At 53.8% G+C, this 26,770-nt stretch carries 24 protein-coding genes; 13 read left to right on the top strand and 11 right to left on the bottom strand.

The window, feature by feature from the left end; translation table 11 throughout:
- Both CW742_RS00005 and gltA read left to right on the top strand, forming a co-directional pair.
- Positions 1 to 584: sulfide/dihydroorotate dehydrogenase-like FAD/NAD-binding protein (locus tag CW742_RS00005; RefSeq protein ID WP_292415368.1), on the top strand; the 584-nt coding region annotated here is incomplete at its 5' end.
- Positions 577 to 1,920 (top strand): NADPH-dependent glutamate synthase, encoded by a 1,344-nt coding sequence (gene gltA / locus CW742_RS00010; RefSeq protein ID WP_292415391.1) that lies wholly within the window; start codon positions 577 to 579, stop codon positions 1,918 to 1,920. The genes CW742_RS00005 and gltA, both read left to right, overlap by 8 nt.
- A 334-nt stretch (positions 1,921 to 2,254) precedes the next feature.
- On the opposite strand, the gene CW742_RS00015 is transcribed toward gltA, so the two are convergent.
- The 4 genes from CW742_RS00015 to CW742_RS00030 all read right to left on the bottom strand — a co-directional run bounded on the left by CW742_RS00015 (position 2,255) and on the right by CW742_RS00030 (position 8,299).
- Positions 2,255 to 3,850: a Ppx/GppA phosphatase family protein gene (locus CW742_RS00015; protein ID WP_292415369.1), complete on the bottom strand. Its 1,596-nt coding sequence runs from the start codon at positions 3,848 to 3,850 to the stop codon at positions 2,255 to 2,257.
- Positions 3,847 to 5,463: a CHAD domain-containing protein gene (locus CW742_RS00020; RefSeq protein WP_292415370.1), complete on the bottom strand. Its 1,617-nt coding sequence runs from the start codon at positions 5,461 to 5,463 to the stop codon at positions 3,847 to 3,849. Before CW742_RS00020 ends, CW742_RS00015 begins: the two co-directional genes overlap by 4 nt.
- On the bottom strand, positions 5,447 to 7,549 hold the full coding sequence (ppk1, locus tag CW742_RS00025; RefSeq protein ID WP_292415371.1) for a polyphosphate kinase 1: 2,103 nt from the start codon (positions 7,547 to 7,549) through the stop codon (positions 5,447 to 5,449). The genes CW742_RS00020 and ppk1 overlap by 17 nt, the downstream gene beginning before the upstream one ends.
- A 150-nt stretch (positions 7,550 to 7,699) precedes the next feature.
- The gene (locus tag CW742_RS00030) at positions 7,700 to 8,299 is read right to left on the bottom strand and encodes a DUF2115 domain-containing protein (protein WP_292415372.1); all 600 of its coding nucleotides are present in this window, start codon (positions 8,297 to 8,299) and stop codon (positions 7,700 to 7,702) included.
- Between the two features lie 749 nt (positions 8,300 to 9,048).
- Here CW742_RS00030 and CW742_RS00035 point away from each other — a divergent pair.
- The 4 genes from CW742_RS00035 to CW742_RS00050 all read left to right on the top strand — a co-directional run bounded on the left by CW742_RS00035 (position 9,049) and on the right by CW742_RS00050 (position 13,830).
- Positions 9,049 to 10,539, top strand: a complete 1,491-nt coding sequence (locus CW742_RS00035) for a 2-isopropylmalate synthase (RefSeq protein WP_292415373.1) — start codon at positions 9,049 to 9,051, stop codon at positions 10,537 to 10,539.
- The gene (ilvB, locus tag CW742_RS00040) at positions 10,536 to 12,212 is read left to right on the top strand and encodes a biosynthetic-type acetolactate synthase large subunit (protein WP_292415374.1); all 1,677 of its coding nucleotides are present in this window, start codon (positions 10,536 to 10,538) and stop codon (positions 12,210 to 12,212) included. The genes CW742_RS00035 and ilvB overlap by 4 nt, the downstream gene beginning before the upstream one ends.
- Positions 12,209 to 12,712 carry an acetolactate synthase small subunit gene (gene ilvN / locus CW742_RS00045; RefSeq protein WP_292415375.1) on the top strand — a complete coding sequence of 168 codons (504 nt, stop codon included), beginning with the start codon at positions 12,209 to 12,211 and terminating at the stop codon, positions 12,710 to 12,712. Before ilvB ends, ilvN begins: the two co-directional genes overlap by 4 nt.
- Before the next feature lie 209 nt (positions 12,713 to 12,921).
- Positions 12,922 to 13,830 carry an ATP-binding protein gene (locus CW742_RS00050; RefSeq protein ID WP_292415376.1) on the top strand — a complete coding sequence of 303 codons (909 nt, stop codon included), beginning with the start codon at positions 12,922 to 12,924 and terminating at the stop codon, positions 13,828 to 13,830.
- Positions 13,831 to 14,314: 484 nt separating this feature from the next.
- Here the strand turns inward: CW742_RS00050 and CW742_RS00055 are convergent, their stop codons facing one another.
- Together CW742_RS00055 and CW742_RS00060 are read right to left on the bottom strand one after the other, a co-directional pair.
- Entirely contained in the window at positions 14,315 to 15,226 is a 912-nt protein-coding gene (locus tag CW742_RS00055; protein ID WP_292415377.1) for a sensor histidine kinase KdpD, read from the bottom strand.
- Between the two features lie 217 nt (positions 15,227 to 15,443).
- Positions 15,444 to 15,656: a hypothetical protein gene (locus CW742_RS00060; protein ID WP_292415378.1), complete on the bottom strand. Its 213-nt coding sequence runs from the start codon at positions 15,654 to 15,656 to the stop codon at positions 15,444 to 15,446.
- A 255-nt stretch (positions 15,657 to 15,911) separates the two neighbouring features.
- On the opposite strand from CW742_RS00060, the gene CW742_RS00065 reads away from it, so the two are divergent.
- Complete coding sequence (locus CW742_RS00065; RefSeq protein WP_292415379.1) at positions 15,912 to 16,595, top strand: PEGA domain-containing protein; 684 nt, start codon at positions 15,912 to 15,914, stop codon at positions 16,593 to 16,595.
- Between the two features lie 68 nt (positions 16,596 to 16,663).
- A complete protein-coding gene (locus CW742_RS00070; protein WP_292415380.1) occupies positions 16,664 to 17,155 on the top strand; it encodes a shikimate kinase in 492 nt (163 codons plus the stop codon).
- Positions 17,156 to 17,191: 36 nt separating this feature from the next.
- On the opposite strand, the gene CW742_RS00075 is transcribed toward CW742_RS00070, so the two are convergent.
- Positions 17,192 to 17,353: a hypothetical protein gene (locus tag CW742_RS00075; RefSeq protein WP_292415381.1), complete on the bottom strand. Its 162-nt coding sequence runs from the start codon at positions 17,351 to 17,353 to the stop codon at positions 17,192 to 17,194.
- Positions 17,354 to 17,555: 202 nt separating this feature from the next.
- Between CW742_RS00075 and CW742_RS00080 the strand changes: the two genes are divergently transcribed.
- On the top strand, positions 17,556 to 18,353 hold the full coding sequence (locus CW742_RS00080; protein WP_292415382.1) for a DUF4013 domain-containing protein: 798 nt from the start codon (positions 17,556 to 17,558) through the stop codon (positions 18,351 to 18,353).
- A gap of 81 nt (positions 18,354 to 18,434) precedes the next feature.
- Here CW742_RS00080 and CW742_RS00085 read toward each other — a convergent pair whose 3' ends face one another.
- The gene (locus tag CW742_RS00085; RefSeq protein WP_292415383.1) at positions 18,435 to 19,031 is read right to left on the bottom strand and encodes a hypothetical protein; all 597 of its coding nucleotides are present in this window, start codon (positions 19,029 to 19,031) and stop codon (positions 18,435 to 18,437) included.
- 109 nt (positions 19,032 to 19,140) lie between these two features.
- Positions 19,141 to 19,848 (bottom strand): VIT1/CCC1 transporter family protein, encoded by a 708-nt coding sequence (locus CW742_RS00090; RefSeq protein ID WP_292415384.1) that lies wholly within the window; start codon positions 19,846 to 19,848, stop codon positions 19,141 to 19,143.
- 237 nt (positions 19,849 to 20,085) lie between these two features.
- Between CW742_RS00090 and CW742_RS00095 the strand changes: the two genes are divergently transcribed.
- Positions 20,086 to 20,736, top strand: a complete 651-nt coding sequence (locus CW742_RS00095; RefSeq protein ID WP_292415385.1) for a TMEM175 family protein — start codon at positions 20,086 to 20,088, stop codon at positions 20,734 to 20,736.
- Between the two features lie 94 nt (positions 20,737 to 20,830).
- On the opposite strand, the gene CW742_RS00100 is transcribed toward CW742_RS00095, so the two are convergent.
- The gene (locus CW742_RS00100) at positions 20,831 to 22,396 is read right to left on the bottom strand and encodes an L-lactate permease (protein WP_292415386.1); all 1,566 of its coding nucleotides are present in this window, start codon (positions 22,394 to 22,396) and stop codon (positions 20,831 to 20,833) included.
- Positions 22,397 to 22,669: 273 nt separating this feature from the next.
- Here CW742_RS00100 and CW742_RS00105 point away from each other — a divergent pair, with 273 nt between their 5' ends.
- The 3 genes from CW742_RS00105 to CW742_RS00115 all read left to right on the top strand — a co-directional run bounded on the left by CW742_RS00105 (position 22,670) and on the right by CW742_RS00115 (position 25,954).
- On the top strand, positions 22,670 to 24,004 hold the full coding sequence (locus CW742_RS00105) for an ABC transporter substrate-binding protein (protein WP_292415387.1): 1,335 nt from the start codon (positions 22,670 to 22,672) through the stop codon (positions 24,002 to 24,004).
- Between the two features lie 70 nt (positions 24,005 to 24,074).
- Complete coding sequence (locus CW742_RS00110) at positions 24,075 to 24,953, top strand: branched-chain amino acid ABC transporter permease (protein ID WP_292415388.1); 879 nt, start codon at positions 24,075 to 24,077, stop codon at positions 24,951 to 24,953.
- On the top strand, positions 24,950 to 25,954 hold the full coding sequence (locus CW742_RS00115; RefSeq protein WP_292415389.1) for a branched-chain amino acid ABC transporter permease: 1,005 nt from the start codon (positions 24,950 to 24,952) through the stop codon (positions 25,952 to 25,954). The genes CW742_RS00110 and CW742_RS00115 overlap by 4 nt, the downstream gene beginning before the upstream one ends.
- A 167-nt stretch (positions 25,955 to 26,121) precedes the next feature.
- On the opposite strand, the gene CW742_RS00120 is transcribed toward CW742_RS00115, so the two are convergent.
- The coding region (locus tag CW742_RS00120) for an ABC transporter ATP-binding protein (protein WP_292415390.1) at positions 26,122 to 26,770 on the bottom strand (649 nt) is incomplete at its 5' end.

A 26,770-nucleotide genomic window follows, 5' to 3' on the forward strand; every position in this document is an offset into this window, starting at 1 on the left:
AGCCCAGTGAGATCGCGAAATACGGGACATGCGTGGTTGTCGGGGGAGGCGTAGGCACGGCAAGTCTCCCCATCATTGCCCGTGCTGCCCGGGCAGCCGGTAACCGGGTCATCGGCATCATAGGAGCAAGAAACGCCTCACTTCTTATCCTGGAAGACGAGATGGGAAAAGCCTGCGATGAGCTTCTCATCTCGACCGATGACGGCAGCAAGGGTTTCCACGGGTTTGCCGCTGATCTTTTGAAACAGGTCATGGCACGCGAGAAAGTAGACTGCGTCTGGATCATCGGACCTGCCATCATGATGAAAGTGACCTGCGAGGTTACGAGGTCAGCAGGCATCAAGACGTTCGTATCGCTCAACCCGGTTATGGTTGATGGCACCGGGATGTGCGGATCCTGCCGGGTAATTGTTGGGGGCGAGACGAAGTTTGCCTGTGTTGACGGCCCGGAGTTCGATGCACACATGGTGGACTTCAATGCCCTGATGCAACGTCTGCGAATGTACCAGCCGGAGGAGAAAGAATCTCTTGAACGATACCAGGCACATGTCTGTGCATGCCACGGAGGCAGTCACCATGCATGATCGATCTGTTGAAGAGCGCGTCAGGGATTTTACCGAGGTCGACGCTGGCTGTACTCTGGATGAGGCAAAGGTTGAATCGGAACGATGCATCCAGTGCAAGAAACCGCTCTGTATAAAGGGCTGCCCGGTGAACATCGATATCCCCGCATTCATCCGCGAGATTGCTGCAGGGGATATCCGGAAGGCTGCGGTCATCATCAAGGAGCAGAACATGCTTCCAGCAATCTGTGGCAGGGTATGCCCGCAGGAAGTCCAGTGCGAGGGCCAGTGCATCCTTGGCAGGAAGGCAAAACCCATCGCAATCGGTATGCTTGAACGGTTCGTTGCAGACTGGGAACGGCAACATGGAATGGTCCTTCCCCAAAAGAAACCCGCTACCGGGCGGAGGGTAGCCGTTGTCGGAGCCGGTCCTGCCGGCCTGACCGCTTCCGCTGAACTCGCCCGCATGGGCCATAACGTCACTCTATTTGAATCGCTTCATGCGGCCGGGGGAGTCCTGATGTACGGTATTCCGGCATTCCGCCTTCCCAAGGAAATTGTCAAGGCTGAAGTGGACGCAGTCCTGTCGCTGGGTGTCGATCTCCGGCTCAACCATCTTGTGGGAAGGAGTGTTCCCATACAGGAACTCCTGAACTTTGATGCGGTATTTCTTGGAACCGGTGCAGGCCTCCCGTATTTTATGGGACTGCCCGGTGAGAACCTTCCCGGGGTATACTCGGCAAATGAATTCCTTACCCGCGTCAACCTCATGCATGCCGACCGGTTCCCGGTCTTCGACACTCCCGTCAAGCGCGGAAGCCGCGTGGTAGTAGCCGGTGGCGGGAATGTTGCTATGGATGCGGCCCGGGTTGCACGACGGCTCGGTGCAAAAGTCACCCTCGTGTACCGCCGCCGCGAAGAAGATCTTCCGGCCCGTATAGCCGAGATTGCCCGTGCAAAAGAAGAAGGCGTCGAGTTCATATGCTGTGCAAACCCGGTGCGAATCCTCGGCGACCAGGTGATGACCGGTGTGGAATGTGTCCGGATGGAGATGTGTGCCATGGATGCTTCCGGCAGGCCCGAACCGGCTCACAAAGAAGGCAGCGAGTTTGTCATCGATGCGGATATTTTCATCGCTGCGATCGGACAGGGGCCAAACCCTCTCCTCATCGGCGAGATTCCCGGACTGAAGCGCAGTAAGCGGGGAAACGTCATCGTTGACAACGATTTCCGGACATCACAGCGCAAGATCTATGCCGGGGGAGACGTTGCCACAGGTGCAGCAACAGTCATCCTTGCCATGGGTGCAGCCAAATCCGCTGCACAGGCAATCGACCGGATGTTCCGGCAGGAATAATTTCCTTCTCTTTTACAAATCCATTATTTCTGTTGTTGAAAATCAATGATATTTCATGCAGCATTCAGAGAATTATTCCGGGAAACCGTATACTTCCATTAACATCTGCCAGATTCAATGGTTAGCCCGGCAACGGAATATGGTGCGACATCACCTTGAATTCTGATGGACTGGATGCAAAAAGGATTGGTAGTTTCCTGATTTGCAGACTGTTCTGACTCCATGCGGGTCAGAAGATCGCAAGTCTGAACAAGGCAGCCCGAAATTATGACGGAAGCTGAAATAAAAAAGCAGAAATAAAATTCCGGTAGCAGGAGCCACCAGAGTGATCCCTTCAGGACAGGGAAATGTCTTTCACAGAGAATTCAAGGTTCCGTCCAAACGCTTTTGAAAATGCCCGCATCTCGCTCTCGATCCCCCAGATCTCCAGCTGGCAGTCTCCCCGTGCAAGGATCTCGAGCCGGGCTGTTGTCTTATCTGCAGCAGAGAAGCGGACATGCTGCACGAGAGCCGCATGGCTTCGGTCAAGGCTCTCCCCCAGACGCAGGAAACAGGAGAGGAGGCGAAGGACCCGCTGGTCACGGGGATCAAGAATCGTTGCACCAAGATCTTTTTTCCGGGGGCTTTTCTTGCGGTGGAACCGTGCCAGCAGGGCGATAAGGTTCACCTCCCGGTCATTGAACCCGAGGAGCTCGGAGTTCCGGATAATGTAATACGAATGTGCATGGTGGTTGGTAAACGAGATGAAAGAACCGATGTCATGGAGGAACGCCGCATACTCGAGCAGTTCCCGTTCGGCATCGGAAAAATCATGGAGCTTCTTTGTCCTGGCGGAATCAAACATTTCGAGCACAAGCGTAGTCACGGTCCGGGCATGGATTTCATTGATCCCGCAGGATCTCCCCAGTTGGAGGACGCTGCGCTGCCGTGGCGTCAGTTCACCCATCAGGGGAAAACTGTCCATCCGGGAAAGGTAATCCACAAGGAGTCCGTCCTGCAGTCCGCGACTTGTAACAGAGATCTCTGATAATCCCAGTTCTTTCATGAAAACTTCAAGGATAATGGCACCGGGAACGATAATGTCTGCGCGTTCGGGATTGATCCCGGGCACTTTCCGGCGCTGTTCCAGTGTCAGCGGAGAGAGAAGGTCAATCACCTTTTTCAGTTCCTTATATTTCAGCGTGTGCCCGTTTGATTTTGGCGTGGATTCGTTTACCGGATGCAGTGCTTTTTCTGCAATCTCGGCCAGGTTCATGATGGTTCCGGAACTGCCAATGAAACAGTCAGGCCGGACCGTCCTGATGGCAGCCTTTGCATGGACGATGGCATTCCTGACATGCTGGTGGATCGTTTTTTGCTGCTCCAGTGATACAATACCTTTCTCATCGGAACAGGGATACTGGTTGGCAAGGCGTATTGCCCCGATACGAAAACTGTCGAGATAGGTATAGCCCTGTGTATCCCCAATGGCTATCTCGGTACTCCCGCCCCCGATATCGATGCAGAAGACGTTCCGGTCGGAAAGATGAATTGCACTGACTACCCCAAGAAAGATAAGACGGGCCTCTTCGCGACCAGAGATAATCCGGATATCCAGTCCGGCTTCCTGCCTGATGCGGTGCAGCAGTTCGTTCTGGTTCGAGGCTTCCCGGGTCGCTGATGTAGCGACCGCGACAAATTCCTCGGTGTGGAACGTGCGGGCAAGATCCACAAACTTCTTTGCAACAACAACTGCCCGGTCCATGGCAGCCGTAGTGATCATCTCGTCCTCGAATTCTCCCTCGCCAAGCCGCACCTGCTGTTTCTGCCGAGAGAGAATAGTATACGAATGATTCGGGTTGAGCCGGACAATGAGCATCCGGAGGGAATTGGTCCCAAGGTCGATGAACGTGACAACCCGGCCTTCGGGAGCGATTCGCTCCGAACTCACCGGATCACCAGTTCCCTGCCGAATTCACGGGTGAACAGAGCGGATTTTGATCCTGCCTGCTCTTTCTCCTTAGTACAATCGGAGTGGGAGATGATATCACACGTGATCTCTGCCTCACCAATGATACAATGGACTTCCTGTACCGTGCCGTTATGGAGATAGTCAAGCCCGTCGGCAACACGGAGGATTCCGGAAAGCAGGAGAGTTTTTTTCCGATCCCCGGGAGGGAGCAGGAGGAAGAGTGGATGTGAGTCAATCTTCATTTGCCCGCGATGGGCAAGGGCCACGAGTCCGGCAATGCTCCGGTCACGGATATCAAGGGGAAGCGATTCCTCGGAAAAGATCCAGCGGGCAGACCGGACATTGTGCTTGCGTGCCCCATCCTGCAAACCCACATCATGGAGCATCGCTGCGCATTCAAGCAGGTTGCGGTCATGCCGGGTCAGTGCGTGAAGCGGGAGAAGGCTGTCAAAGAGCATGAGGGCGAGGCGGGTAACGGTCCGGTGATGGAAAAGCCCTTCCGGATAGGTTGCTGCAAGGGCATTACAGGCGGCGCTGATATCCTTCTTTGTCCCTTCACCGGCAGGGATGAACCTCTGCCTCCTTCCATCCGTTGTCGCATTGCAGAGCACTTCCCAGGCCTTCTTGTCTTCAAGGGACTGCCAGTATCGCATGAACCTGCGGTGCAGGAGCGCACGTTCCCGCTCTCTCGCAGCCAGGAACAGGCGGAGGCTTGCCAGTGTTGCCGTGTCCGGGTGTTTATCGCTTCGAACACCTCTCATGCGCCCGCGTTCACGAAGCAGGAGCCGGGTGACATGGTCGATCCAGACATCACAGTCATGGAGTTCTCCTAAGATATCCTGAAGGTTCCTGACCTGTGCATGAGATCGTTTCAGCCCCCGTTTGTAAACAGGGCCGTACACCTCCATGGTGTACCGGAGCTTTTTTGCCGCAATCCTCATGGCATGGTGTTCGGCTACCGCATCGGCATGCGACACCCAATCCGCAAAGGAACACATGGTTGTAAGACGCGATACAATACGCAATGCAGCAATTGTCGGAATCCCATATGCAGCAGAAAGCACCGGTGTCCTGCGGCAGGAGACCATCCTGAGTGCAAACGCTGCCCGCATCTCCTCAATAATTCCACTTTTTTCCAGGGAGTCGAGAGCTGAAAGAACTCGGTCCTGGAGCTGCTGCCGGCTTTTTTTCAGATCCTTCATGAGGTGAGCAATCGCAGGTTCCAGCGGGTTTTCCTGCGGAGATCCTCCTGGGTTTTTTTTATTCTGTACCGCAGAACTCTTTTTCCGGTTTTTTACAAGAAACGCAATCTGGACATCCGCATCCCTTGCGTTCCCCAGCGCACGGGTGATTGTTGCGATCTCCAGCATCCACCGTGAATACTGCTTTGCCGGAAAGCACGAGCGGAAAAGGGGAAGTGCAGCCCGCAGACGCCGGGATGCAACCCGCATGCGGTGGATATATTCACTATCCTCTCCTGTGCGGATACCCGCGATCTCCTTTGCGAATGCTTCGAGAAGCGGGGGCAGTCTCTGCATCGCAAACCAACACAGGCCGGCAGTCCCTGGCAGGGCATCAGGAAGGACGGTCATACCATACACCCCGGTTTCCGACAAGCCACGACTGTGCATGAACCGGCTCTTCACCCGAGGCCGGTGTCCTGCGGGAATAGGTGCCGTCGGGCTTCAGTATTCTTGACTTGGTATTATCACAAAGCTGGACTGGCAGGATGATAGCGATAACAGCCTTTTTCATGGTGGCGTTCTCCACCGGGAAGAGGACTTCGACGCGTTTGTCCAGGTTCCGGGGCATAAGATCAGCGCTACCCATCCAGACCTCTTCCATCCCTCCGTTCTTAAAATAGTAGATCCGCGCATGTTCGAGGAAACGCCCTACGATGGCAGAGACGCAGATGTTTTCGCTGATCCCGGGTATACCCGGCCGGAGGCAGCAGATCCCCCTGACCTGCAGATCTACCTTCACACCGGCCTGTGAAGCGCGGTACAATGCTGCAATACAGGCCGCATCAACAAGGGCATTCATCTTGAAGATCAGGTGGCCGTCTCCATGCGTTCGCTGCCGGGTAATCTCGCGGTCGATCTTTTCCATGATGGTCTTCCGGATAGTGACCGGGGCCACCATCAGTTTCGTGTATTGTTCGATCCGGGCATACCCAGTAAGGAAGTTGAAGAGATGGGCAACATCCTCGCCAATCAAGGGGTCGCAGGTCATGAGCCCGAAGTCTGTGTAGATCCGGGCTGTAGTAGCATTGTAGTTGCCGGTCCCAAGGTGCATGTACCGCCGGATCCCGTCTTTCTCGCGCCGGACCACCATACAGAGCTTGGCATGGACCTTGAGGTTGACGACCCCGTACACCACATGGACGCCGAGCCGTTCCAGGGCACGGGCCCAGCCAATATTGTTCTCCTCATCAAAACGTGCCTTGAGCTCAATCAAAGCTGCAACAGTCTTCCCATTCTCCCGCGCCTCCATCAGGGCATTGACAATCGGCGAGTTCGAACCCACGCGGTACAGCGTGATCTTGATTGCAAGCACGTCCGGGTCACGGGCAGCCTGCCGGATAAAATTGACAACCGGCGTGAAGCTGTCATACGGGTGATAAAGAAGGATATCGTGACGGCGAATTGCGGAGAAGACATCCTGGTCATCGGCAAGATCTGATGGCGTGGACGGGAGGAAGGGCTGATCTTTGAGTTCCGGGCGGTCAAGCGACATCAGCTGCATCAGGTCGGCCATTCCCACCGGGTGGGCAACATGGTAGATCATGGACTTTGGCACGCCCAGTTTTGAGCCGAGCGTGTGACAGATCCCATCATGCATAGAACATTCGACCTCAATGCGGATGGGCTTTCCCCGTGCACGCTGCTCCACAACTTCCTCAACCGTAGTCAGCAGATCTGATGCTTCGTCCACCTCGATTTCCAAATCAGCATCACGGGTAATGCGGAACGGGAACGAGGCGATCACATCGAGTCCCGGGAAGAGCATGTGAAGGTGGGCAGCAATGATCTCCTCAAGGTACACGAACTGTACCATGGAATCATCATTGCGCTCACTGCCTTCCGTCTCCGATATCCTGACCAGCCGCGGGAAGAGCTTGGTCGGGACCTTGACCCGTGCAAAAAATTCCTTACCGGAATGATCCCGTACGATGATCGCGAGGTTGAGGGAAAGATTTGAGATGAACGGGAACGGGTGGGAGCTGTCGAAAGCAAGCGGAGTAAGGACGGGAAAGATCTCTTCAATGAAAAAGCGGTCCATTACCGATTTCTGCCGGTCATTCAGGGTATTGTATTTCCTGAGAAGGATACCCTGCGCGGCAAGCCGGGGCAGCAGTTCCTTGTGCCAGCAGTCATCCTGTGCCCGCAGGTCAGGGAGGAGCATTGTATGGATCGCATCCAGCTGCTGGCCGGCAGTCATGCCATCCGGGGGTGCCTTGAGCACACCCTTTGCCAGCTGGCGCTGCAAACCTGATACCCGGATCATGAAGAACTCGTCCAGGTTGTTTGCAAAAATGGAGAGAAATTTCACCCGCTCGAGCAGGGGATGGCTCTCGTCCAGGGCCTCATCCAGTACATGCCGGTTGAACCGTATCCAGCTCAGTTCGCGGTTGATATAGAGCGACGGGTCACTGATCTGCTGGGGCTGCGTATCCATGCTCTCTCCGTGACGGTGCCGAAATCACGGCACCGGTGTATCTTTCAGTAGTGATGGATCTTCAATGCCATATACTCTTCTCTGACGTCAGGATGCACAATAATCCTATAGTGGCCTATAGATTTCCATGACCTGTGTCCAACCTGTTCCTCACCCATTGAAGTTATGGTTCCGGTAACAATTGTCAATGAACTCCTGTTTGTTCCGTTCTGTCGGTTTTGTAGCGGGCCTGAGGTACCCTATTTTTGGAGTATGTTGTGCCGGGCAGAATGGGCAGAGGGCCGCGTCCACGTCTCCGGCTTTGTCACGGACCGGGCAATAATAGATACCTTCTGTGAACTCGACCTCGTTCCCACCAGGGAAGGGGGTCCCGACAAGGTGGCCAGGCTCATCCAGCACCAGCATAGCATAACCGGCAAGGAGATACTTGAGGAACCTGATGGCCGGGGCATCGGCCCCGTTCGCCTCGTTGCATTGGCCGGCTACCATCTGCCAGTACTTCTTCTTGTTGTCCGCAATTGGCTGATCCCAGATCCTGTACACTCCCTGCTGGTTATCCAGCCGGATCCGCAGGTAGGTGCCGAGCAGGTGCTCGGTGATCTTAGAAGTCACCCTCTCGCGGTACGCCGGGTCAAGGTCCCGGACTTTTGTCTCAAAATTCCTCTTCATCTGCTGGATATCAGAGGGAGAATGGAAAAGGACAAGACGTGCTATCTCCCCGCCCAGTTCGCCACGGGTTTTTGCCTCCATGAGTTCCCGGCACTGCAGCCCCACGGGGGTGTCTGGAAGTTCCGGGGCATCTAGTCTCTTACCGAACAGGTTCATCAAAATGTTCTCTTGTTGCCTGAACATATGAACGGTGAAAATATAGTATCTGCGGTCGGGACAGAACGGGATGTATAAAAATTGGTTGAGGAGATTTCACAAGAAATTGCTCATATCCGCTATAACAATGAAAATCCGATACCTTTTCACTTGGGGGTTCTTTCGATGCGAGAACCTTATTATACATCCTGCGAGTAGAGCCCCTAAAACCCCCCGTCCCAATTATCTACTGCCACGTGCAGGCTGAGAAACGGCGGAAGGTTCCCGAAAACTATGTCTGATTTCATTCGCTCTTTTTCGTCATTGATCCATTGCGGGAAAAGTCGCAGGCCATGGAAACGTGATATCTTTGACTCCCCCTTTGCCGAGGTAATCGTCACATAATCGAGTATTACCTGGAGAACCTCGAAAGTAGCCATGCTTGATGAATGAGAGGAACGGAGTTCTTCGAAGGCATAGGCCGTCGACATTGGCGGAATGTATCTTAATTGGGGCATGAGGGCATCAGCCCCCGTCATTACACATGAATAATTCGAGAAATTCCGGAATATCCGACTATAGTTATCCTGAAAAAACCGAATTAACCACAATTGGAAATTGGATAAGGAAAAATCCGGTGCAGCGAGATTTTTTATATACACCAGTCCTATGAATATTCATGGTGAATGCCATGAGTGAGTGTTTTATTCGCCGATAAACTGCGCTTTTTCGACACAACATTACGGGACGGGGAACAGACTCCCGGCGTCTCGCTGAATCCTGAACAGAAATTTGAGATCGCCTCCAGGCTCTCGGACATTGGTATCGATGTCGTGGAGGCTGGTTCTGCGGCAGCCTCAGATGGAGAGCGTGAAGCGATCCGCCGGATTGCAGATGCCGGGCTTACCGCTGAGATCTGTACTTATGTACGTGCCCTCAAGGAGGACATCGATTACGCAGCTGACCTTGGTGCAGATTCGGTCCACCTTGTCATACCGGTCAGTGACCTGCACATAGCAAAGAAGCTGCGGAAAAACCGTGAGCAGGTTGCGGCAATGGCTTATGATGCCGTGGAGTACGCGAAAGGCCGCGGGCTTATTGTTGAACTCTCCGGTGAAGATGCATCGCGGGCAGATCAGGTATTCCTGCACGAGATCTTCTCTGAAGGGGTGCAAAGGGGGGCCGACCGACTCTGTTTCTGCGACACGGTCGGGCTCCTGACACCGGAGAAGACCTCGGTGTTTATCCCGCCGCTTTCCGCTATCGCCCCGTTATCAATCCACTGCCATGACGACCTCGGGTTTGCACTGACAAACACCATGGCGGCCTTAAAAGCCGGAGCCAGCTGCGCCCACGTGACCATCAACGGTCTTGGAGAGCGGGCAGGCAACACGCCGTTTGAGGAGGTTGTGATGGCACTCGAAGTGCTCTATGATTACCGGACACGGATCATCAAGGAGAGGATCTACCCGCTTGCAAGTCTCGTATCCCGGCATACCGGTGTTGCGCTTGCCGTGAACAAGGCAATCGTAGGCGAGATGGCGTTCACGCACGAGAGCGGCATCCATGCGCACGGGGTCATGCGCGAACCATCTACGTACGAATCGGTGGAACCCGGGATGGTAGGCCGCAAACGCCGGATCGTTCTTGGGAAACATTCAGGGACTGCATCAGTCGAAGCTGCCCTGCATGAAATGAACTACAATGCTGATGAGAAGCAGGTAAAGGAGATCGTCAAGCGGGTCAAGCAGCTCGGGGATGAAGGCAAACGCGTCACCGATGCCGACCTGATGGCTGTGGCTGATGCCGTGCTCTCGATCGAATGCAAGCCGGTCATCAAGATGCGGCAGTTCACTGCAACTTCCGGCAGCCACATGATCCCAACTGCTTCCGTAACGCTTGTGGTCAATGGCCAGGAAATGACCGGTGCAGCAACCGGTGACGGCCCGGTTGATGCAGCTATGGAAGTTCTCCGCAAGTGCGTGAGCGATGTTGCCGATATCCGGCTTGAGGAGTATCACGTGGACGCGATCAGTGGCGGGACGGATGCTCTCGTCGAAGTAACAGTAAGATTAAGTAAAGACGGGAAGATAATTACATCACGCGGCGCCCGCACCGACATCATTATGGCAAGTGTCGAGGCGATGATTGCCGGCATGAACAGACTATTGAGGGACAGGACATGAAGACCGGGGCAAAAATCCTCGTTGAATCACTGCAGCGCGAAGGGACCGAGATCATTTTCGGGTACCCGGGCGGTGTAGTGCTGCCGATCTATGATGAACTCTATGACTCGTCACTTCGGCACATTCTCGTACGGCACGAACAGGCTGCCGCGCATGCCGCTGACGGCTATGCACGCGCAAGCGGTCGTGTAGGCGTATGCCTCGCAACGAGCGGTCCCGGTGCATGCAACCTCGTCACCGGCATAGCAACTGCTTACATGGACTCGGTCCCGATGGTTGCGCTGACCGGCCAGGTCCCGACAAACCTTCTGGGCAACGATGCCTTCCAGGAGTCCGATATCACCGGTATCACAATGCCGATCACGAAGCACAACTATCTTGTGAAGAGTGCCGGTGAAGTGAGCCGGACCGTCCAGGAGGCGTTCTACATCGCTGGTACCGGCAGGCCGGGCCCGGTTCTGATCGATATTCCAAAAGACGTCAGCACCGGCCTTTCCGCGGATGTGAAACTACCAGAGAAGGTAACGCTCCGCGGCTACAACCCGACCTACAAAGGACACAAGCGCCAGATGGAAAAGGCGCTCCAGCTGCTCGCTCAATCCGAGCGACCGCTTATCTATGCCGGTGGCGGCATCATTGCATCCAACGCCTCGCCCGAACTCATGGAATTTGCAATGCTTGCATCCATACCGGTTACCACAACGCTGATGGGAATTGGGTGCATCCCCTGCCACCACCCGCTCAACCTCGGGATGCTGGGGATGCATGGGACCGAGTACGCGAATTTCGCGGTAACGGAATGCGACCTCATGATCGCTATCGGCGCACGATTTGATGACCGGGTAACCGGAAAGATCGATACCTTCGCGCCCCATGCAAAGATCATCCACATAGATATCGATCCGGCCGAAATCGGAAAGAACAAACGGGTCGATGTCCCAATTGTCGGTGATGTAAAAGCGGTCTTGAGAGACCTGCTTTCGCTCATGAAAAAGCAGGGAGCGCATGAGGCGTGGAGAAAAAAGATCAAGCACTGGAAACAGCATCACCCGCTCAAGTGCCCGACTAACGGTGCACTGCACCCGCAGTTCATCATCCGGACGCTCTCCGATCTTGTCAAGGAGAAGGCAGTTATCGTCTCTGAGGTGGGCCAGAACCAGATGTGGACGGCTCAGCATTTCTGCTTCCACAACCCCCGGACCTGGATCACCTCCGGCGGTCTTGGTACCATGGGATATGGACTTCCCGCAGCGATGGGTGTGCATTTTGCCCGGCCCGATGTGCCGGTCTTTGACATTGCCGGCGACGGCAGCATCCAGATGAACATCCAGGAGTTCGGAACCCTTGCCTCCAACCAGATACCGGTCAAGGTCGTTATCCTGAACAATATGTATCTCGGCATGGTTCGCCAGTGGCAGGAGCTCTTCTACGATCACCGGTACTCGTTCACCGAGCTGCCGCCGGTTGACTTCGTGAAGATTGCCAATGCCTATGGCATCGAAGGCATGCGGGTCGAGTCACCGGATGACGTGCTCCCGGCTCTTCAGGCATCGCTTGACTGCAATGGCCCGTTTGTCATGGACTTCCGGATCGAACGGGAAGAGAACGTTTTCCCGATGGTCCCGGCCGGTGCTGCGATCAATGAGATGATTGGAGGGCATCCCCCATCATGAAGCCGCACACGCTGTCAATCCTTGTCGAGAACAAAGCCGGTGTGTTGTCACGAGTCACCGGGCTCTTCTCCCGACGCGGGTTCAACATCGAAAGCCTGGCAGTCGGCCCCTGTGAGGAGCCGGACATGAGCCGGATCACCATTGTGGTCATTGGTGACGATGCGCAGGTCGAGCAGGTGATGAAGCAGCTCAACAAGCTCATCGATGTCATCAAGGTCTCGGACCTGACGGACAGTGAGCGGGTGGAACGTGAACTTGCCCTGATCAAAGTCACGGCAGAACTGGGAACGTCCCGTGCCGAGATTATGCAGATCGCATCCATCTTCCGGGCTTCCATTGTGGATGTCGGAGCAAAGACCCTGATCCTGCAGGTTATCGGCGATACCGACAAGATTGATGCTTTAGAGAAACTCCTTCGCCAGTACGGGATCAAGGAGTTCGTCCGCACAGGCACGGTCGGGATCCTCCGCGGGTCAAAGACCGTGACGAGCGGTAAATAATTTTTTTGGATTTTTTTCAACACCCTGAGAATTGCATAAGGGCTTCCCTCATCAGGGCATCTCCAAAATACGGCTCGCAGTTCGTGATTGGTATGGGGGATATTTTGGATCCAAGAATGATTTGGGGAATCCCGAAAGAATAGCCAAAACTACCCCGTCCGCAATCTTAATCCGCGCTTCAGATAATATCCAAGCAGGCGATGATGACGATGAAGCGGAAGATCATCAGCATTGACGACACAAAATGCACCGGCTGCGGCCAGTGCATCCCCGACTGCCCGGAGGGAGCACTCCAGATCATTGATGGAAAGGCCCGGCTCGTGAGCGATCTCTTTTGTGATGGATTGGGCGCCTGCATCGGCACCTGCCCGGAAGGTGCGATCAGCATAATCGAACGCGAGGCCGAGCCATACGATGAACAAAAAGTCATGGCCGTTATCGTAACACAGGGCATTCCGGTAATAAAAGCGCACCTGGAACACCTGGCAGGCCATGGCGAGACCGCATTGTATAACGAAGCCATCGAGTACCTGATTGAGAACAGCATTCCCATCCCCGACCACAAACCGCCTGTAATGAAAAAACCAGTCCCGTTTGGAACCCGATCAGGACGAAATACACACTCCGCGGTCTGTCATGCCGGACCTCACGAGCCCAATCCTTTTGCCGGATGCCCGGGTGAAGCTGCAATGAACATCCCAAAGGAAGTGACACACACAGGACATCAGCAGGCGATCGTGGGCATGTCCAAGTCTGAGCTCCGGCAATGGCCGGTACAGCTCGCACTCCTGAACCCCGCTGCTTCGTATTTCCAGAATGCAGACCTGCTTATCTCCGCGGACTGCACACCATTTGCGTACGGGGAATTCCATCAGGAATTCCTCAAAGGGCGGATACTGATTATCTTTTGCCCGAAACTCGACACGGACATTGAAGGATATATCAGCAAACTTGCTGCCATATTTTCCCTGCATGCGATCAAATCAATCACGATCCTCAGGATGGAAGTCCCCTGCTGTGGAGGAGTCCGGCATGTTGTGGAGAAGGCATTGGAAAAATCCCAAAAGACGATCCCGGTTGACGAGAAGACTGTGACGATTAACGGGAGCATTGTGTGATGGCGGGTATTGGAGCAGGTGTGACGATCTGACAGGTTACATGGTTCTGCACCCGTACGTGGGCTGACTCTGCGAAAGAGTATTCTCTCTTTTTCAGAGGTCTTGGGGAAAGATACTCTGCAATAAAAATATCTTCAGGTTACGGGATTATTTTTCGGATCGGAGGCCATTTTGAAAATAGGGTTTTATGCAAATCGCGTTTTTTCTCGAATTACAGTGTACAAATTTGGAATTACCAATAATTCAGGCATTTTTTTCGGACCGGAGGGGTATTTCAGACTCAAATAAAAGCCTAATTGGTGCCTTTTGAATCGATCTTCTCAGGATTAATCATAGAAGAGTGCGGCCGAACGAAAGGAAACACGTGATTCCAGGCATCCCGGGTATGTATCAAAGATCCCTCTTTTAAAAAAAAGACATTTATGATAGATGAATTACACTCGCAGGATTTTTCTTCTGTGATTGTAAAAAGAGAAATTCGGGATCAAACCTGCCGGAATATGCCTTTTGGCACCGCAATCTCAAACCGGGCACCCTGGCCGGGGGTTCCGGATTCCCAGATGGTAATTCCGGTTACACCAAGTGTTTCCCGGATTAGGAAGAGGCCATAACCCGCATGCTTCCGGCTTCCCCATTCTTTGGGGAACAGGAAGGCTTTCATCTCCTGGGAGATTCCGACACCATCATCCTCAAAGATGATGATCATCTTTTCGTCTGCCTTTTTCCGGTGGATCCGTATCTGGGTAAGCTTGGGTCCGCCATATTTCATGGAATTGCTGATCAGGTAATAGAAGACCTTCTCGAGAAGCGGGTCGGCATAGATCTCCAAATCGTGAATCTCCATCTCAAAACTTACATGCCCGAGGTCCACCCCGACCTTTGCCCGCATGATGGCATCGGCCACATTCTGCCATGACGGGGAAATTGCACCAATATCCTGGTATTCCTTGGTAAACTTGATCTGCCGGCGAATCCGGTCTATCGCCTCGTTCATCCGCTTCACTTCCGGCGTCTTCTCGGCAGGTTCAAGATCGCGGTGGAGCTGAGTCAATTCATTGAGGATATCGTAACGGGTGATATTGTTGAGGAACATGAGCTTGTTGTTTGCCCGCTCCAATGCATCCTGAACCTGTTCCGTCTCTTTTGATACCTGCGTCACTTCATTCCAGCGACGGACAGCGAAGAAGACAAAACCCACCGTGAGGAAAATGGCAGCAATGAAAAATGCGCTTGCCTGCTGTGCCCCGGACGATTCGAGAGCCCGGATCAGCACCTCCGGCAGGTTCATGAAATACGCAGCAATATACACGACCACAGCAAAGACGGCGATGATAAAAATGTCAACGAGCATCTTGAAGTGGGGCAGTCGTGTTATCTCTTTTGCCTCAGCACTCATACCGATATATCCACTGCCAGAAGTTATCAATTTTATCAATAATTTCTTATTTTATTACGTATCCGGGCATGGATTAAGCCCTGGTTTCATCTCCTGCGCAGGAACGCGGAGCACGTAGGAATGGACAACTAACAGGTTGTCTGAATCTCCGCGATCGTCAACATAGTCGGAAAAAGGAATCTGTCCAAAGGGTTATCGTAATTTTCATTATCCGGTCTCATACATCCCGCCAGTGCTGGCGGTCCAGCCAAAACATGTACCCGAGAGCTGTCGCAAGACAGAGGGCAACAAAGAGCGTTGGCATGTACCATTCCCGGGAAAGGTACTTCAGCAGGGCAGAGAGGACGAGGCCAAGACAGATGGCAACAAGCATCATGCTCGTGATAACCCGGGGATTTGTGAAGGTATTATAGAGTTGCTGGATATCCATGATAGTCCAGACGATGTGTAGGGCGCGGCAAAAGAAAAATGATTGGGCGACAATGCATCATCACCCAGTCGTCCGAAATAGAAATTCTGGAGGATCGAACGATAAGCATAGTAACGAATTCCCTTGTCTCAACATAGGGGAAACTGGGACAGATAACCAGAGGACAATACAGGAATGATGCCGGATACAGCCCGTTGAACCCGGAGCATCAGCCCAATTCATATACTCTTTCCGTTCTACGCGGAATACGAAGAAATGTCCCGTATTCTGTCACTGCTGATCCTTGCCCTCACCGGGATTTTCCTGTGCATTGTATCCACTGGCTGCATTGCTCCCGCGATTGCTGAGGTCGGGCAGGAAATCGCGAACGGGACCGGGTCAGTAGCGATCGTTTCCTATCCGCCCGGCGCTGCGGTTTTCATCAACAACACATTCTGGGGCTATACCCCGCTTACACGGGAATCCATTCCGGCCGGGTACTATACGATTCGGCTTGCGAAGACCGGCTACGAATCATGGTCGGATTCCTTTTTTATCACGGGCACAATGAACGAGACAATAACTGCAAATCTCAGAGAAACGAATACCTGCGAGGCTGTTACAACCACGGTGTCTGCGACATTCACCCATACAGTGCCGGAGGTATATGTGGACGGGTACTGGGAATACCCGCAGGGAAGAATAACAATGGAGAACCCGGTCCCGATGGTAATCCATATCGAGGCATCCAATATCGGTACGGCCGATGCCCGAATTGTGATCGTGTCGGCGAATTTTTATTACCATGGACGCATGGTCTGCTGGAACACCGTTTCGTTAGGGTCACTTACGTCCGGGGGCCATGTGAGCCGAAAGAGTCTTGTCTCCTGCTCGCTCCCTCTTCCGGTCTCTGAAAAGGATCTTGATCTACGATTTGAGAATATTACGGTAAAAGAATAACCGGCTGCATGCAGGCGCAATACTTGATAGGGATTCAGAAAGAAACGGCTAACAAGAGCTGTATTCCCATGAAGAATATCGTCCTGATTGGTATGCCCGGTGCAGGAAAAAGTACGGTCGGGATAGTTCTTGCCAAGGCGGTGAAAATGAAATTTGTTGATACGGATCTCTTCATCCAGGAGGAAACAGGCCGGCACCTGCAGGAGATCCTTGACACGGAAGGCACAACGACCTTCCAGAAGAGAGAGGAAGAGATCATCCTCTCACACCAGTTCCACAACACCGTGATTGCAACAGGCGGGAGCGTTGTCCTGAGCCCAAAGGCAATGAAGCACCTGAAAAGAGACTCACTTATCATATACCTGAATGTCTCTCTCGCTGAGATCGAGAGGAGACTGGTTAATATCACAACACGGGGTATTGTACTGGAGCAAGGGCAGACACTCCATGCTGTTTACGATCAGCGAATCCCGATGTACGAGAAGTATGCCGACATCACGATCAACTGCTCCGGCCTTGACTTCGAAGGGGTTGTCGCGAAAATCCTGGGGCGGGTGTGAGTGATCCCGTGACGTACACCGGAAAAAGGGGGTTCGTTACCAGGTCTTCCACCCCCTTGATTTACACTTTCTCAGTAATTCACCAAATTTCCGGAAATACTGCTTCTCCTCATGCCGGAACTCCTTGTTGAGGTGCCTGCGGGCATGGGACGTATCATGGCGGTACCAGAACCGGGTTGTCTTCACGGTATCTGACATACCGGATTGTTTTTGCCGGCTCCTTTTCATCCTTTGTGGTTGGGGGCTGCTATTCATCAGGGTAATTCGTGTTATTCCTACCGTTCTTCCTTCACGCCCAGTGCGCGATCCGCGGCTCCGGGCGCCCGGAGAGCCATGTGCGCCGTGGAAAACGTGCCATTTGGCCAATGGACTTATTATCCCGGACTTATGACCGATGAATATGGATAACGGAATTCTCGTTACCGAATCATTCAGCTATGCAAAGGAGACCCTTATTGGGAAATGGACCCGCTGGCTTATCTTCATCATCTGCGGACTGCCCATGGCACTCCTCCCGTTCATCTTCGACCCGGAGAAGATAGCGAAAGCAACCGAGTTCAGCTGGGACCTCATCCCGTGGAAGGAGATGGCTGTCCTGTTCATTGCTGCATTTCTTCTTTCGTTCATCCTGTCGGGCTACCTGGCGCGGATCTACCGGGGCGCTGCCACCCCACCAGAGTTCGACAACTGGGGCCCGCTCTACATCGACGGGATCAAGATCTTCGTCACAGGGTTACTCTGGTTCATCCCCGTGGCCCTTGCCTTCCTGCTGATGATCGCATTCGCCATCCTTGGTTTATCGCAGGACAGCCACCAACCCGGACCTCTTGGCATCAGCCTTGTCGTCATCTTTGTCATAATCACAGTCGCCCTTGCCATCATCGCGCTCCTCTATAGCATGATGGGTATCATCCGCTGTGCCCGCACGGGGAGCATCCGTGAGGGGATCCGCTTTACCGCCATCACCGGGATACTGCGGTCCATCGGCTGGGTGAACTATCTCATCGCGCTCGTCGTCCTCTTCGTCATCGGGATCGTTTTCTTCTTCGCCCTGAGCGCCATCTCCCTCATCCCGTACGTGGGCGATATCATCCAGCTCGTCTTCATCCCGGTGTATACGATCTTTTCGGCACGGTATATGACAAGAGTGTACGAGCACAGTGAGCCGCAGGGAGCTGGACCGGTTCTAACAGGGTAGAGATTGTATGTTTCTTTTTTTCTCCGGGTCACTGTATCCAGATATCCCGGAGCGAGATCAAAAAAGAAAAAAGGAAAACAATTATGTAATCTTCGCAGCAGCCTTACCCGCAACAGCCTTCAGTACATCATAATCGCTGGCAGTCCCGTTTACGTATAACTCTTCGTATACATCATATTTCACGAAAGCGATAATATAAGTATCGACGGGTTCGCCGGAGATTGTTACTTTCATTGCACTGCTCGCATCGCCGATGCCAGGAGAAGGCAGGTCTTCAATCGTGACATTCCCGTCTTCAACTGTCCAGTTCTTGAAGCTCGACACTGTGTCGGGGACAATGAGTGTGATATTCTCCACAGGGTACACGGAGATCAGCTGGTCGATCCCGCGAGCATCCGGGCCACGAGTCTCAAAGGAAATGCCATACCCTTTCTTCCAGCCCATTCCAAGCGACCATTCACGCATATCGGTCGCGTTCCGCTCGAATTCCTCCACCAGGGTGTAGTTCACCGGAAGATCGGATGGCTGCAACGCCATCTTTGCGGGTTCGATCGTCGAGAGTTTCTGCCCGGTTGCAGGCTGCGCGGGGGGCGTATTCGTGCAGCCCGCCATGACAGCACAGAGAACGATGCCCACGGACATAAGGACAATCACGACGGAAAATGACAGTTTTCTCATGGTAATGATTGTCCCGGCTAAACGGTTAAGGATTACCCGTAAAAGAGATCCGGGGCATTGCAGGGGGGCTGCCCGTTGTAAAAAAAAAATGAGTGGGGAATATATCGCTTCAGCTGACCAGCAGGCCAACGAGCGCACCGGCAATCGCGGCAGCGGCGGCAATCGCGCAGGTCTCAAGGATGGTGCGGAGCATTGGCCGCTCGCCGAGAATGGCGCGACCGATACCGAGCAGGATGAGAAGCACGGCAGTGCCGATGATGAAGACTACCTTTGCCTGCTCAAGCGGTAGTAAGATGAACGGGATGACCGGGGTCATGGCCGCAATAAAATCGGCAATACCCATCCAGGCTGCATGGATGACTGGTGAAGTCTTCTGCGCATCCGTCTCTTCCTCGGCCGCTACAGCGTCCTCGAACTTCTGGATCGCAAGCGGATCCTTCTGGAGGTCCGAGCGGATCGCGTCAAGGCTCTGCTGGGAGAGACCGGTGCCTTTCAGGTCGCCGATCAGTTTGTCAACAGCGCCCTGCGGGTCGTTTTTGATCTCAGCTGCACGGGCCTTTGCCTCGACCCGGGCCTCATCGCGCTCGGACTCGAGGTCTAAAAAGACACCGGCCATCATCGAGACGGTTGCAGCGATGGCTGCGGTTGCCCCGGCAAGGAGGATCACATCGCCGGACTGGGAACCGGCCACCATGCCGGCCACGAGACCGAAAATGGAGACAACACCGTCCGACATGCCAAAGACGATCTCGCCGGAACATTGCCGTATGGAAGTTTTAACCCGGGAGAGAAGCGAGGGTTGAATAAATTCATTCATGCGTGGATCACGCCCGATTGAGAAAAAATCATGGTGACATTTAGGGGTGATAAAAATAAAAAGGCGTGGACGTACATAGCTGGATTTGTGCAGATTCGTTTATCAGGAGGCTTCCTGTTACAATCTCTGCTGAAGAGCGCTTGCGCGCTGGCTGTTACAAGGGATTACAAAGGATATCCCCGTGCGGCTTGTGCAGCAAGCATTATTCAGTCAGGACACAGACACTTCCGGCACCCCATGACAGAAGAACCATCGTCCTTCGAAGCCATGCATCTCACCAAGAGCCGCCTTGAGTCACTTTCTGATGGGATCTTCGCGTTCGCGATGACCCTGCTCGTCATCAGTATCGACCTGCCGGACAAGTCCCAGATGGTGCAGTCGTCGGCCTATGCAACGCACTTAATCCTCTCACTATACTCGGATTTCTTCCACTACGTCCTCGCCTTCCTTATCCTCGGGGCATTCTGGCTGAGCCACCATGTTGTGGTCCACCCGTTAAAGTCCCTTGACCGCGTCCTTGTCTGGCTCAACCTTGCTACGCTTCTTTTTGTCGCCCTTCTTCCCTTCTCCACCACATTCTCGGGTGACCTCACGGGAACGAGTGTTGGCGCAATGGTTTTCCAGGCAAACCTCCTTGCAATCGGTATGGGAATGTTCTGCCAGTGGCGCTATGCAACCGGGGGTCACCGGCTTGTTGAAGCAGATCTTCCTGACCGGTTCATCCACCACGTTACCTTGGGCACACTCCTTGTCCCCGGGATCTCGCTCCTTGGCATGCTTATTGCCCTGACTGGCAGCCTGTACAGCCAGACGGTATACCTGCTGGTCCCGGTTCTGGCAGTCATATTCCACCACTATAAACAGAAGAAGCAGGTTTCTTCAGATTAATACAGGCCCAGTTTTTTCTCTTCCAAAATTTCATCAAACGGTTTTTTTCACCAGGCGGATGGGAGTTTTCTCTATCCTGCTCGATAACCGTGTATCAGAGTGCCAAAATTATACAGAGCATGACACCAATGGCAAGCGTGAGCGCAATTGCCACCGGGGCAACACGCCGGACAACCTCACCCTCAATCCCTATCCGGTCAATTACGGCTGCCGCATTTACGATCTTTGCCACGGCAATACCGGAAGCAACTCCCCCGGCCGTTGCGTGAGCAGCATATACGGGCAAAAAGTCAAGCGAGAGGACATTTGTCGATTTGTCGATAATGCCGTAAAACATCACATTCGAGGATGCTTCGCTGCCGGAGATGAACGAGCCAAAGAGGCCGAGCAGAGGAGATATGAGCGGGAACCCGATACCAAATGTCAGGGCAAGCATGAGTCCGATGACCGCGTTCATATTGAAAGCATCTGCACCTGGCAGGAACGACAGGGTTCCGCCAACGACCGACCGGCCGGACCAGTCCATAACGTACGCAATAGCAAAGAAGACCATGGCGGCGAGTGTCGGGCTCCATGCCCGTTTCACCCAGAGCGAGAGGATGCCCTTAGCTTCATTACGGCTTCGTACAAGGAGCGGGGCGGAGATGAGTGTGCTCACAACCACCCAGAAGTAAGCCTGGTTGAGGAGCTTTAAGTCTATGACTTTATCGGCGATGACCGGGATTTTCTGCACGGGACCAAGAACCGCATAGAGCCCCGACTGGATGAACGGGATGCTGATGATAATCGCAAAAGACACGAGCAGGATCCAGGGAAAGACGGCCTTCCAGAGCGGCATCCTCCCCGCAGGAACTGAAATGACAGGAGTCGTGCCCGGGGGTTTTCTCCGCAGGGCACGCAGGATGAAAAGAACGATAATGGTGACAAGACCGGAGAAAACACCAACCAGACCGATAGCAGATGCCGGGAGGATATTAACGAAGAAGATTGCAGAGAATCCCAGCGTCAGGCCGGCAACTACTGCCGTAAAAAGTCCTTTTCTAATTCCGGTTATTCCATCAGCAATCCAGAGCATTCCAAGCGCGATGCCGGTGGAGACAACAGGCAGGAACAAGGCGACCTGGCAGCCAAGCGCTTTTGCATCAAAACCGAAGGCTGCTGCCGGGATCGTGATAGGGACTGCAAGGAGCGAGAATGAGGTGAGCGGGTCATAGCCGAGACAGGGGAGGGCTATGGCCGCAATAGGGGAGAAACCCAGAGCCATCATGATGGGCGGAAGCATCGTCACCGGAGTAGCGCCGATTGATACCAGGAAGGACCCGAATCCCACGTTCAGGATCATAATCTGCTCGTACCGTTCGGCCGCGATCGTTTTGATGTATGCGGTAATCCGGCTGATGGCCCCGGTCAAATCCATCATGGTTACCTGGAGAATGGTAAAAAGGACCATGAGCGAGATGCCAAACGATGAGAGGACACCAGCCCAGGATGCAGCAAGTGCAACGGAAAGCGAGGTCTGGAAAAAAATCACGGCAATGATGATTGTCAGGAGCCAGCCAAGGATACCCATAAGCGTACCCGATAGTTTCAGGAGGACGAGCCCGATGAAGATCAGGATGATGGGAAGGATGGCAAGAAAGAACAGGAAAGCAAGGTCCACGATGAACTACCCGGTAAATCTGTCCTGAGCTGTTGGACAGGATCAAGGAAAACCATATCGTTTTGGTTCAGCATAACCAGGATCCATTCACCATATCATCAACGCTGCGGGCAGTGGGGAGAATCTCCGATAGCCCTGATTCAGATAGTATGCGTTCCTTTTGATATGACAAAAATCCATGTGTGCACCACTCCGGACCTGAACCGATAATTATTATTACGCCGGCGACTACCAATTCATTGTCATGCTATACCATAGCATAGAGGGAGTCCCATGAAATACTCTGTTCTTATCATTGCGGCCCTGCTGATCGCGGCCGCATGTATTGCCGGTTGTGCACAGCAACCGTCATCTACGCAAGAGTCGTCCGCTGCATTGCAAGACGCGATCAAGATCGGTGTCATTGCATCGCTGACCGGGCCTGCGAGCAATGTCGGTACGAATATGTGGCAGTCAGCGCAAATCGCCGCTGATAAGATAAATGCTGCCGGTGGCGTTACGTTAAAAGACGGCACAACAAGGCAGGTAAGGCTGATTGTGGGAGACGATGAGTCAACCCAGGCCGGTGGTCAGAAAGCGGCGACCAAGCTTATCACTGACGATAAGGTCGATATCCTTGTCGGGGGGTACTCGAGTGCCGTTACATCAGCATACCAACAGATCATTGCCGAATACAAAGTTCCGTATATCGTTACCGGTGCATCCAGCCCGATCATCACGCACCGGACCGACATTGACACGAGTTACGTCTTCCACCACTGCCCTACAACCGATACGTATGGGGAATATACGACAACATTCATCGATGAGGTCGTGCGGGCGGCCGTGAACAAGAAACTGGGTGCTGCATCCGATCGGCCATTCCGGCTTGCGGTCCTGTACCAGGACACCGCGTTTGGCAAGGGCGTCCAGACTGCCGTAGGTAACACCATCACGAAAAAGAATCTCAATATAGAGCTTGTCTCCCTGCAGAGCTTCAAGATGGGGGAGAGTGACTTCCGGACCCAGCTGACTGCAATCAAGGCAGCAAAGCCGGACGCGGTCTATATCGCAGCATTCCCGAATGAGGGAGCGCCAGCCATCGTACAGGCAAGGCGGGATATTGGGTTAAACACCATCTTCCTCAATGTCGAGAACAATGACAATTCCCAATTCTATAAGGATCTCGGCCAGTATGGGGAATACGCCATCATTGAGAGCCGGTTCTCGCCATACATTGCACCTGCGGGAGCCGTTGCCGCGGCACAGGATGATTTCAAACAGGCATATTACAAGAAATTCGGAACCTACCCGGACATGATGGGCGCTTCCACATATGAGGGCGTATTCATCGCAACGGAAGGAATCAAATCCGCGGGCACAACTGACAAGACAGCGGTCCGGGAGGCTCTTACAACCTTAAAGATGCCGCAGGTCATTGAGGCGATGAAGGACTCAACCATCTCGTTCTCATCCGACTTCCGCGAGTCCTCGTTTGACCTCTGGATGGAGCAGCTCCATATGGATGCAGCGGCCGGTGAGACCCGGCCAAAGATCATCTGGCCCGACAACCTGAAGACAACGGAGTTTGTCCTGCCGTCATGGTACGAAGCAGGAAGCAGCGCATAGGATATACTATCCCTTTTTATTCCGGGCATCATGATCTTCTCCCTATACACAGGCAGGTGCTGATCGCCACATGGACGATATCTCCATCATTCTCCAGATCCTTTTCTGGGGACTCTATGCCGGGTGCATCTACATACTGCTTGCAACGGGACTGAACCTGATCTTCGGGGTCATGAAAGTCGTGAACTTCGCCCATGGCGAGTTCCTGATGGTGGGTGCATACATCACCTTCACCGTCTTTCTTTTTACCGGCCTTAACCCGTATGTCATCCTCCTTCTCTCGATGCTTGCCCTAGTCGGTATTGGGGCTATTGTTGAGCGCCTCTGCTTCCGCCCCATCCTCGGAACCGGTAAGCTCAACGAGATCTTCCTTTCCATCGGGCTCATCTACATCTTCCAGAACGGAGCCGCCATGATCTGGGGCGATGCGTGGCAGAGCGTCAAGAGCCCGTATGACGGGATCACAGTGCCGGTCGGCCCGCTTTCCGTACCGCTTGACTATATCATCATTATCGTCGTAACGGCATTGATCCTCTGCGGACTATACCTATTCCTGAAAAAAACAACCATCGGGATGCAGATGCGGGCAACAAGCCAGAACCGGAAGGGTGCGATGCTTGTTGGAATTAACGTTGAACGGATCGATGTCATCAGTTTCGGCCTTGGATGTGCACTTGCGGCGGCGGCCGGCACGCTCTGGGTGGTGAGTGGTCAGGTCTTCAACCCGTACATGGGAGCAATCCCGGCAGTCAAGGCTTTTGCCATCATCATCCTTGGCGGCCTCGGGAGCATTCCCGGGGCAATCATCGGGGGGCTCTTGATGGGGCTTGCTGAAAATGGCGCAGCGTTCCTGCTCGGCGGGATCTGGAAGGATGCTATCTCGTTTATTGTTTTGATCGTGGTGCTTGTAATACGGCCGACAGGGCTTTTTGGCGGGAAGGAGGGATGAAGATGCTTTCGGCAATCTCCCCTTCACTGAGGTACCTGACTGCCCTTGCACTCATCGCAGCGGCAGCACTTCCTTTCCTCACCGACAACATGTTTATCATCAACCTTGCCGTCCTGATGTTGATAGCCATCATCTTCTCTTCAGCCTGGAACCTTCTTGCCTGCTCGGGACAGGGATCGCTGGGCCATGCTGCATTCTTCGGCATCGGGGCATACGCATCTACTCTGGTTGCCGTGGCGCTCGGTATCACCCCATTCATTACAATCTTCATTGGTGCGGGTGTGGCCGCGGTCATCGGTATCCTTATCGGGCTTACCTGCGTGCGGCTGAAGGAATGGTTCCTTGCCATGGTCACGTTCGGCTTTGCTATCATCGTCCAGACACTCGTGGTCAGCGTGCTTGCGCCCATGACCGGGGGATGGGACGGGATACCCTCGCCCCGGCTTATCAGCCCGGCTATCCCGGGATACCAGCTGATCGAGTACTACGCAATCCTCGCTATCACCATCGCGATCATCATCGCCATCTGGTACATCATGCGGTCGAAGGCAGGCCTCGCGTTCCTTGCGATCCGCGAGAACGAGACTGAGGCGCGGGCTGCCGGGATCAACCCGGTCCGGTACCGGCTCCTTGCGTTTGCCCTGTCTGCGTTCATTGCGGGGATCGCCGGGGCGCTCCAAATTCATCATATCGGGTACATCACCCCGGAGCTGTTCGGGGTCGACAACTCGTTCTGGCCCATCACTTTTGTCATTCTGGGGGGATTGGGAACCATCGCAGGTCCCGTTATCGGTACTGTCGTGCTGACCGTTATCTGGGAGGGGCTCAAAGAGACCGGGATGACATTTGCGAGGTACGTCATCATTGGTATAATTCTTATTCTCACAATCATCTTCCTGCCAAAAGGCCTTGTCAGCCTGCCGGAGCGGGTTCGGGAGTGGAAGGAGAAGCGGGAAAGGAAACGATCAGTGATAGAGGAATTTTCTTCTGATATAGAGTAATTCTGTTGAGGATTTTTTTCTGAATGGGGGCGAGGGGATAGCCTCCCGGCCCCCTCCCCGATTGGCTGCCGTCACAGGCAGGCAGCCATTCAGGCGGGGGAGGAACCTGCCCGTTTGATATCAATAGAAATGTAACTTTCTTGAAATGAACGGTAAATGTGGTATCTTCAGATCCCAAGGTATGCTTTCTGGATCCGCGGATCATTGAGAAGGACTTTGGATTTTCCTTCTTCTACGATCCGGCCATTCTCCAGCACATAGCCCCGTTCGCACATGGCAAGAGCATTCCTGACATTCTGCTCTAAGAGAAGGACCGTCATCCCCTCGCGGCCAAGCTGCTCCAGCGCCCGGAAGACCTGTCCGGTCAGGAGGGGGGAGAGACCGGTGGAAGGTTCATCGAGAATCAGGAGCCGTGGTTCTGACATGAGCGCCCGGCCAATGGCAAGCATCTGCTGCTCGCCGCCGGAGAGCGTCCCTGCTTCCTGCCTTTCCCGTTCCTGGAGGATCGGAAAGAGGCGAAAGATTCGTGAGAGAGCTTTTTCAGGATCGGGATTCTGCGTCCCTCCCAGGTTAAGGTTCTCAATCACCGGCATAGACGGAAAGATCTCGCGCTTCTCAGGAACGAGTGCCAATCCAAGGGCAAAGAGTGCATGGGGGGGACGACCGAGCACCTCCTGACCGTCAAAGACAACCGAGCCGCTGGCTCGCTTGTTCAGACCGGCGATAGTTTCAACGGTTGTCGTCTTGCCGGCTCCATTTGCCCCAATCATTGTCACTAGCTCTCCCTTGTTGACATGGAATGAGAGGTCCCAGACT

Origin of the sequence: Methanoregula sp., assembly GCF_002835825.1 — an archaeon.
Classification (GTDB): Archaea; Halobacteriota; Methanomicrobia; order Methanomicrobiales; family Methanospirillaceae; genus Methanoregula.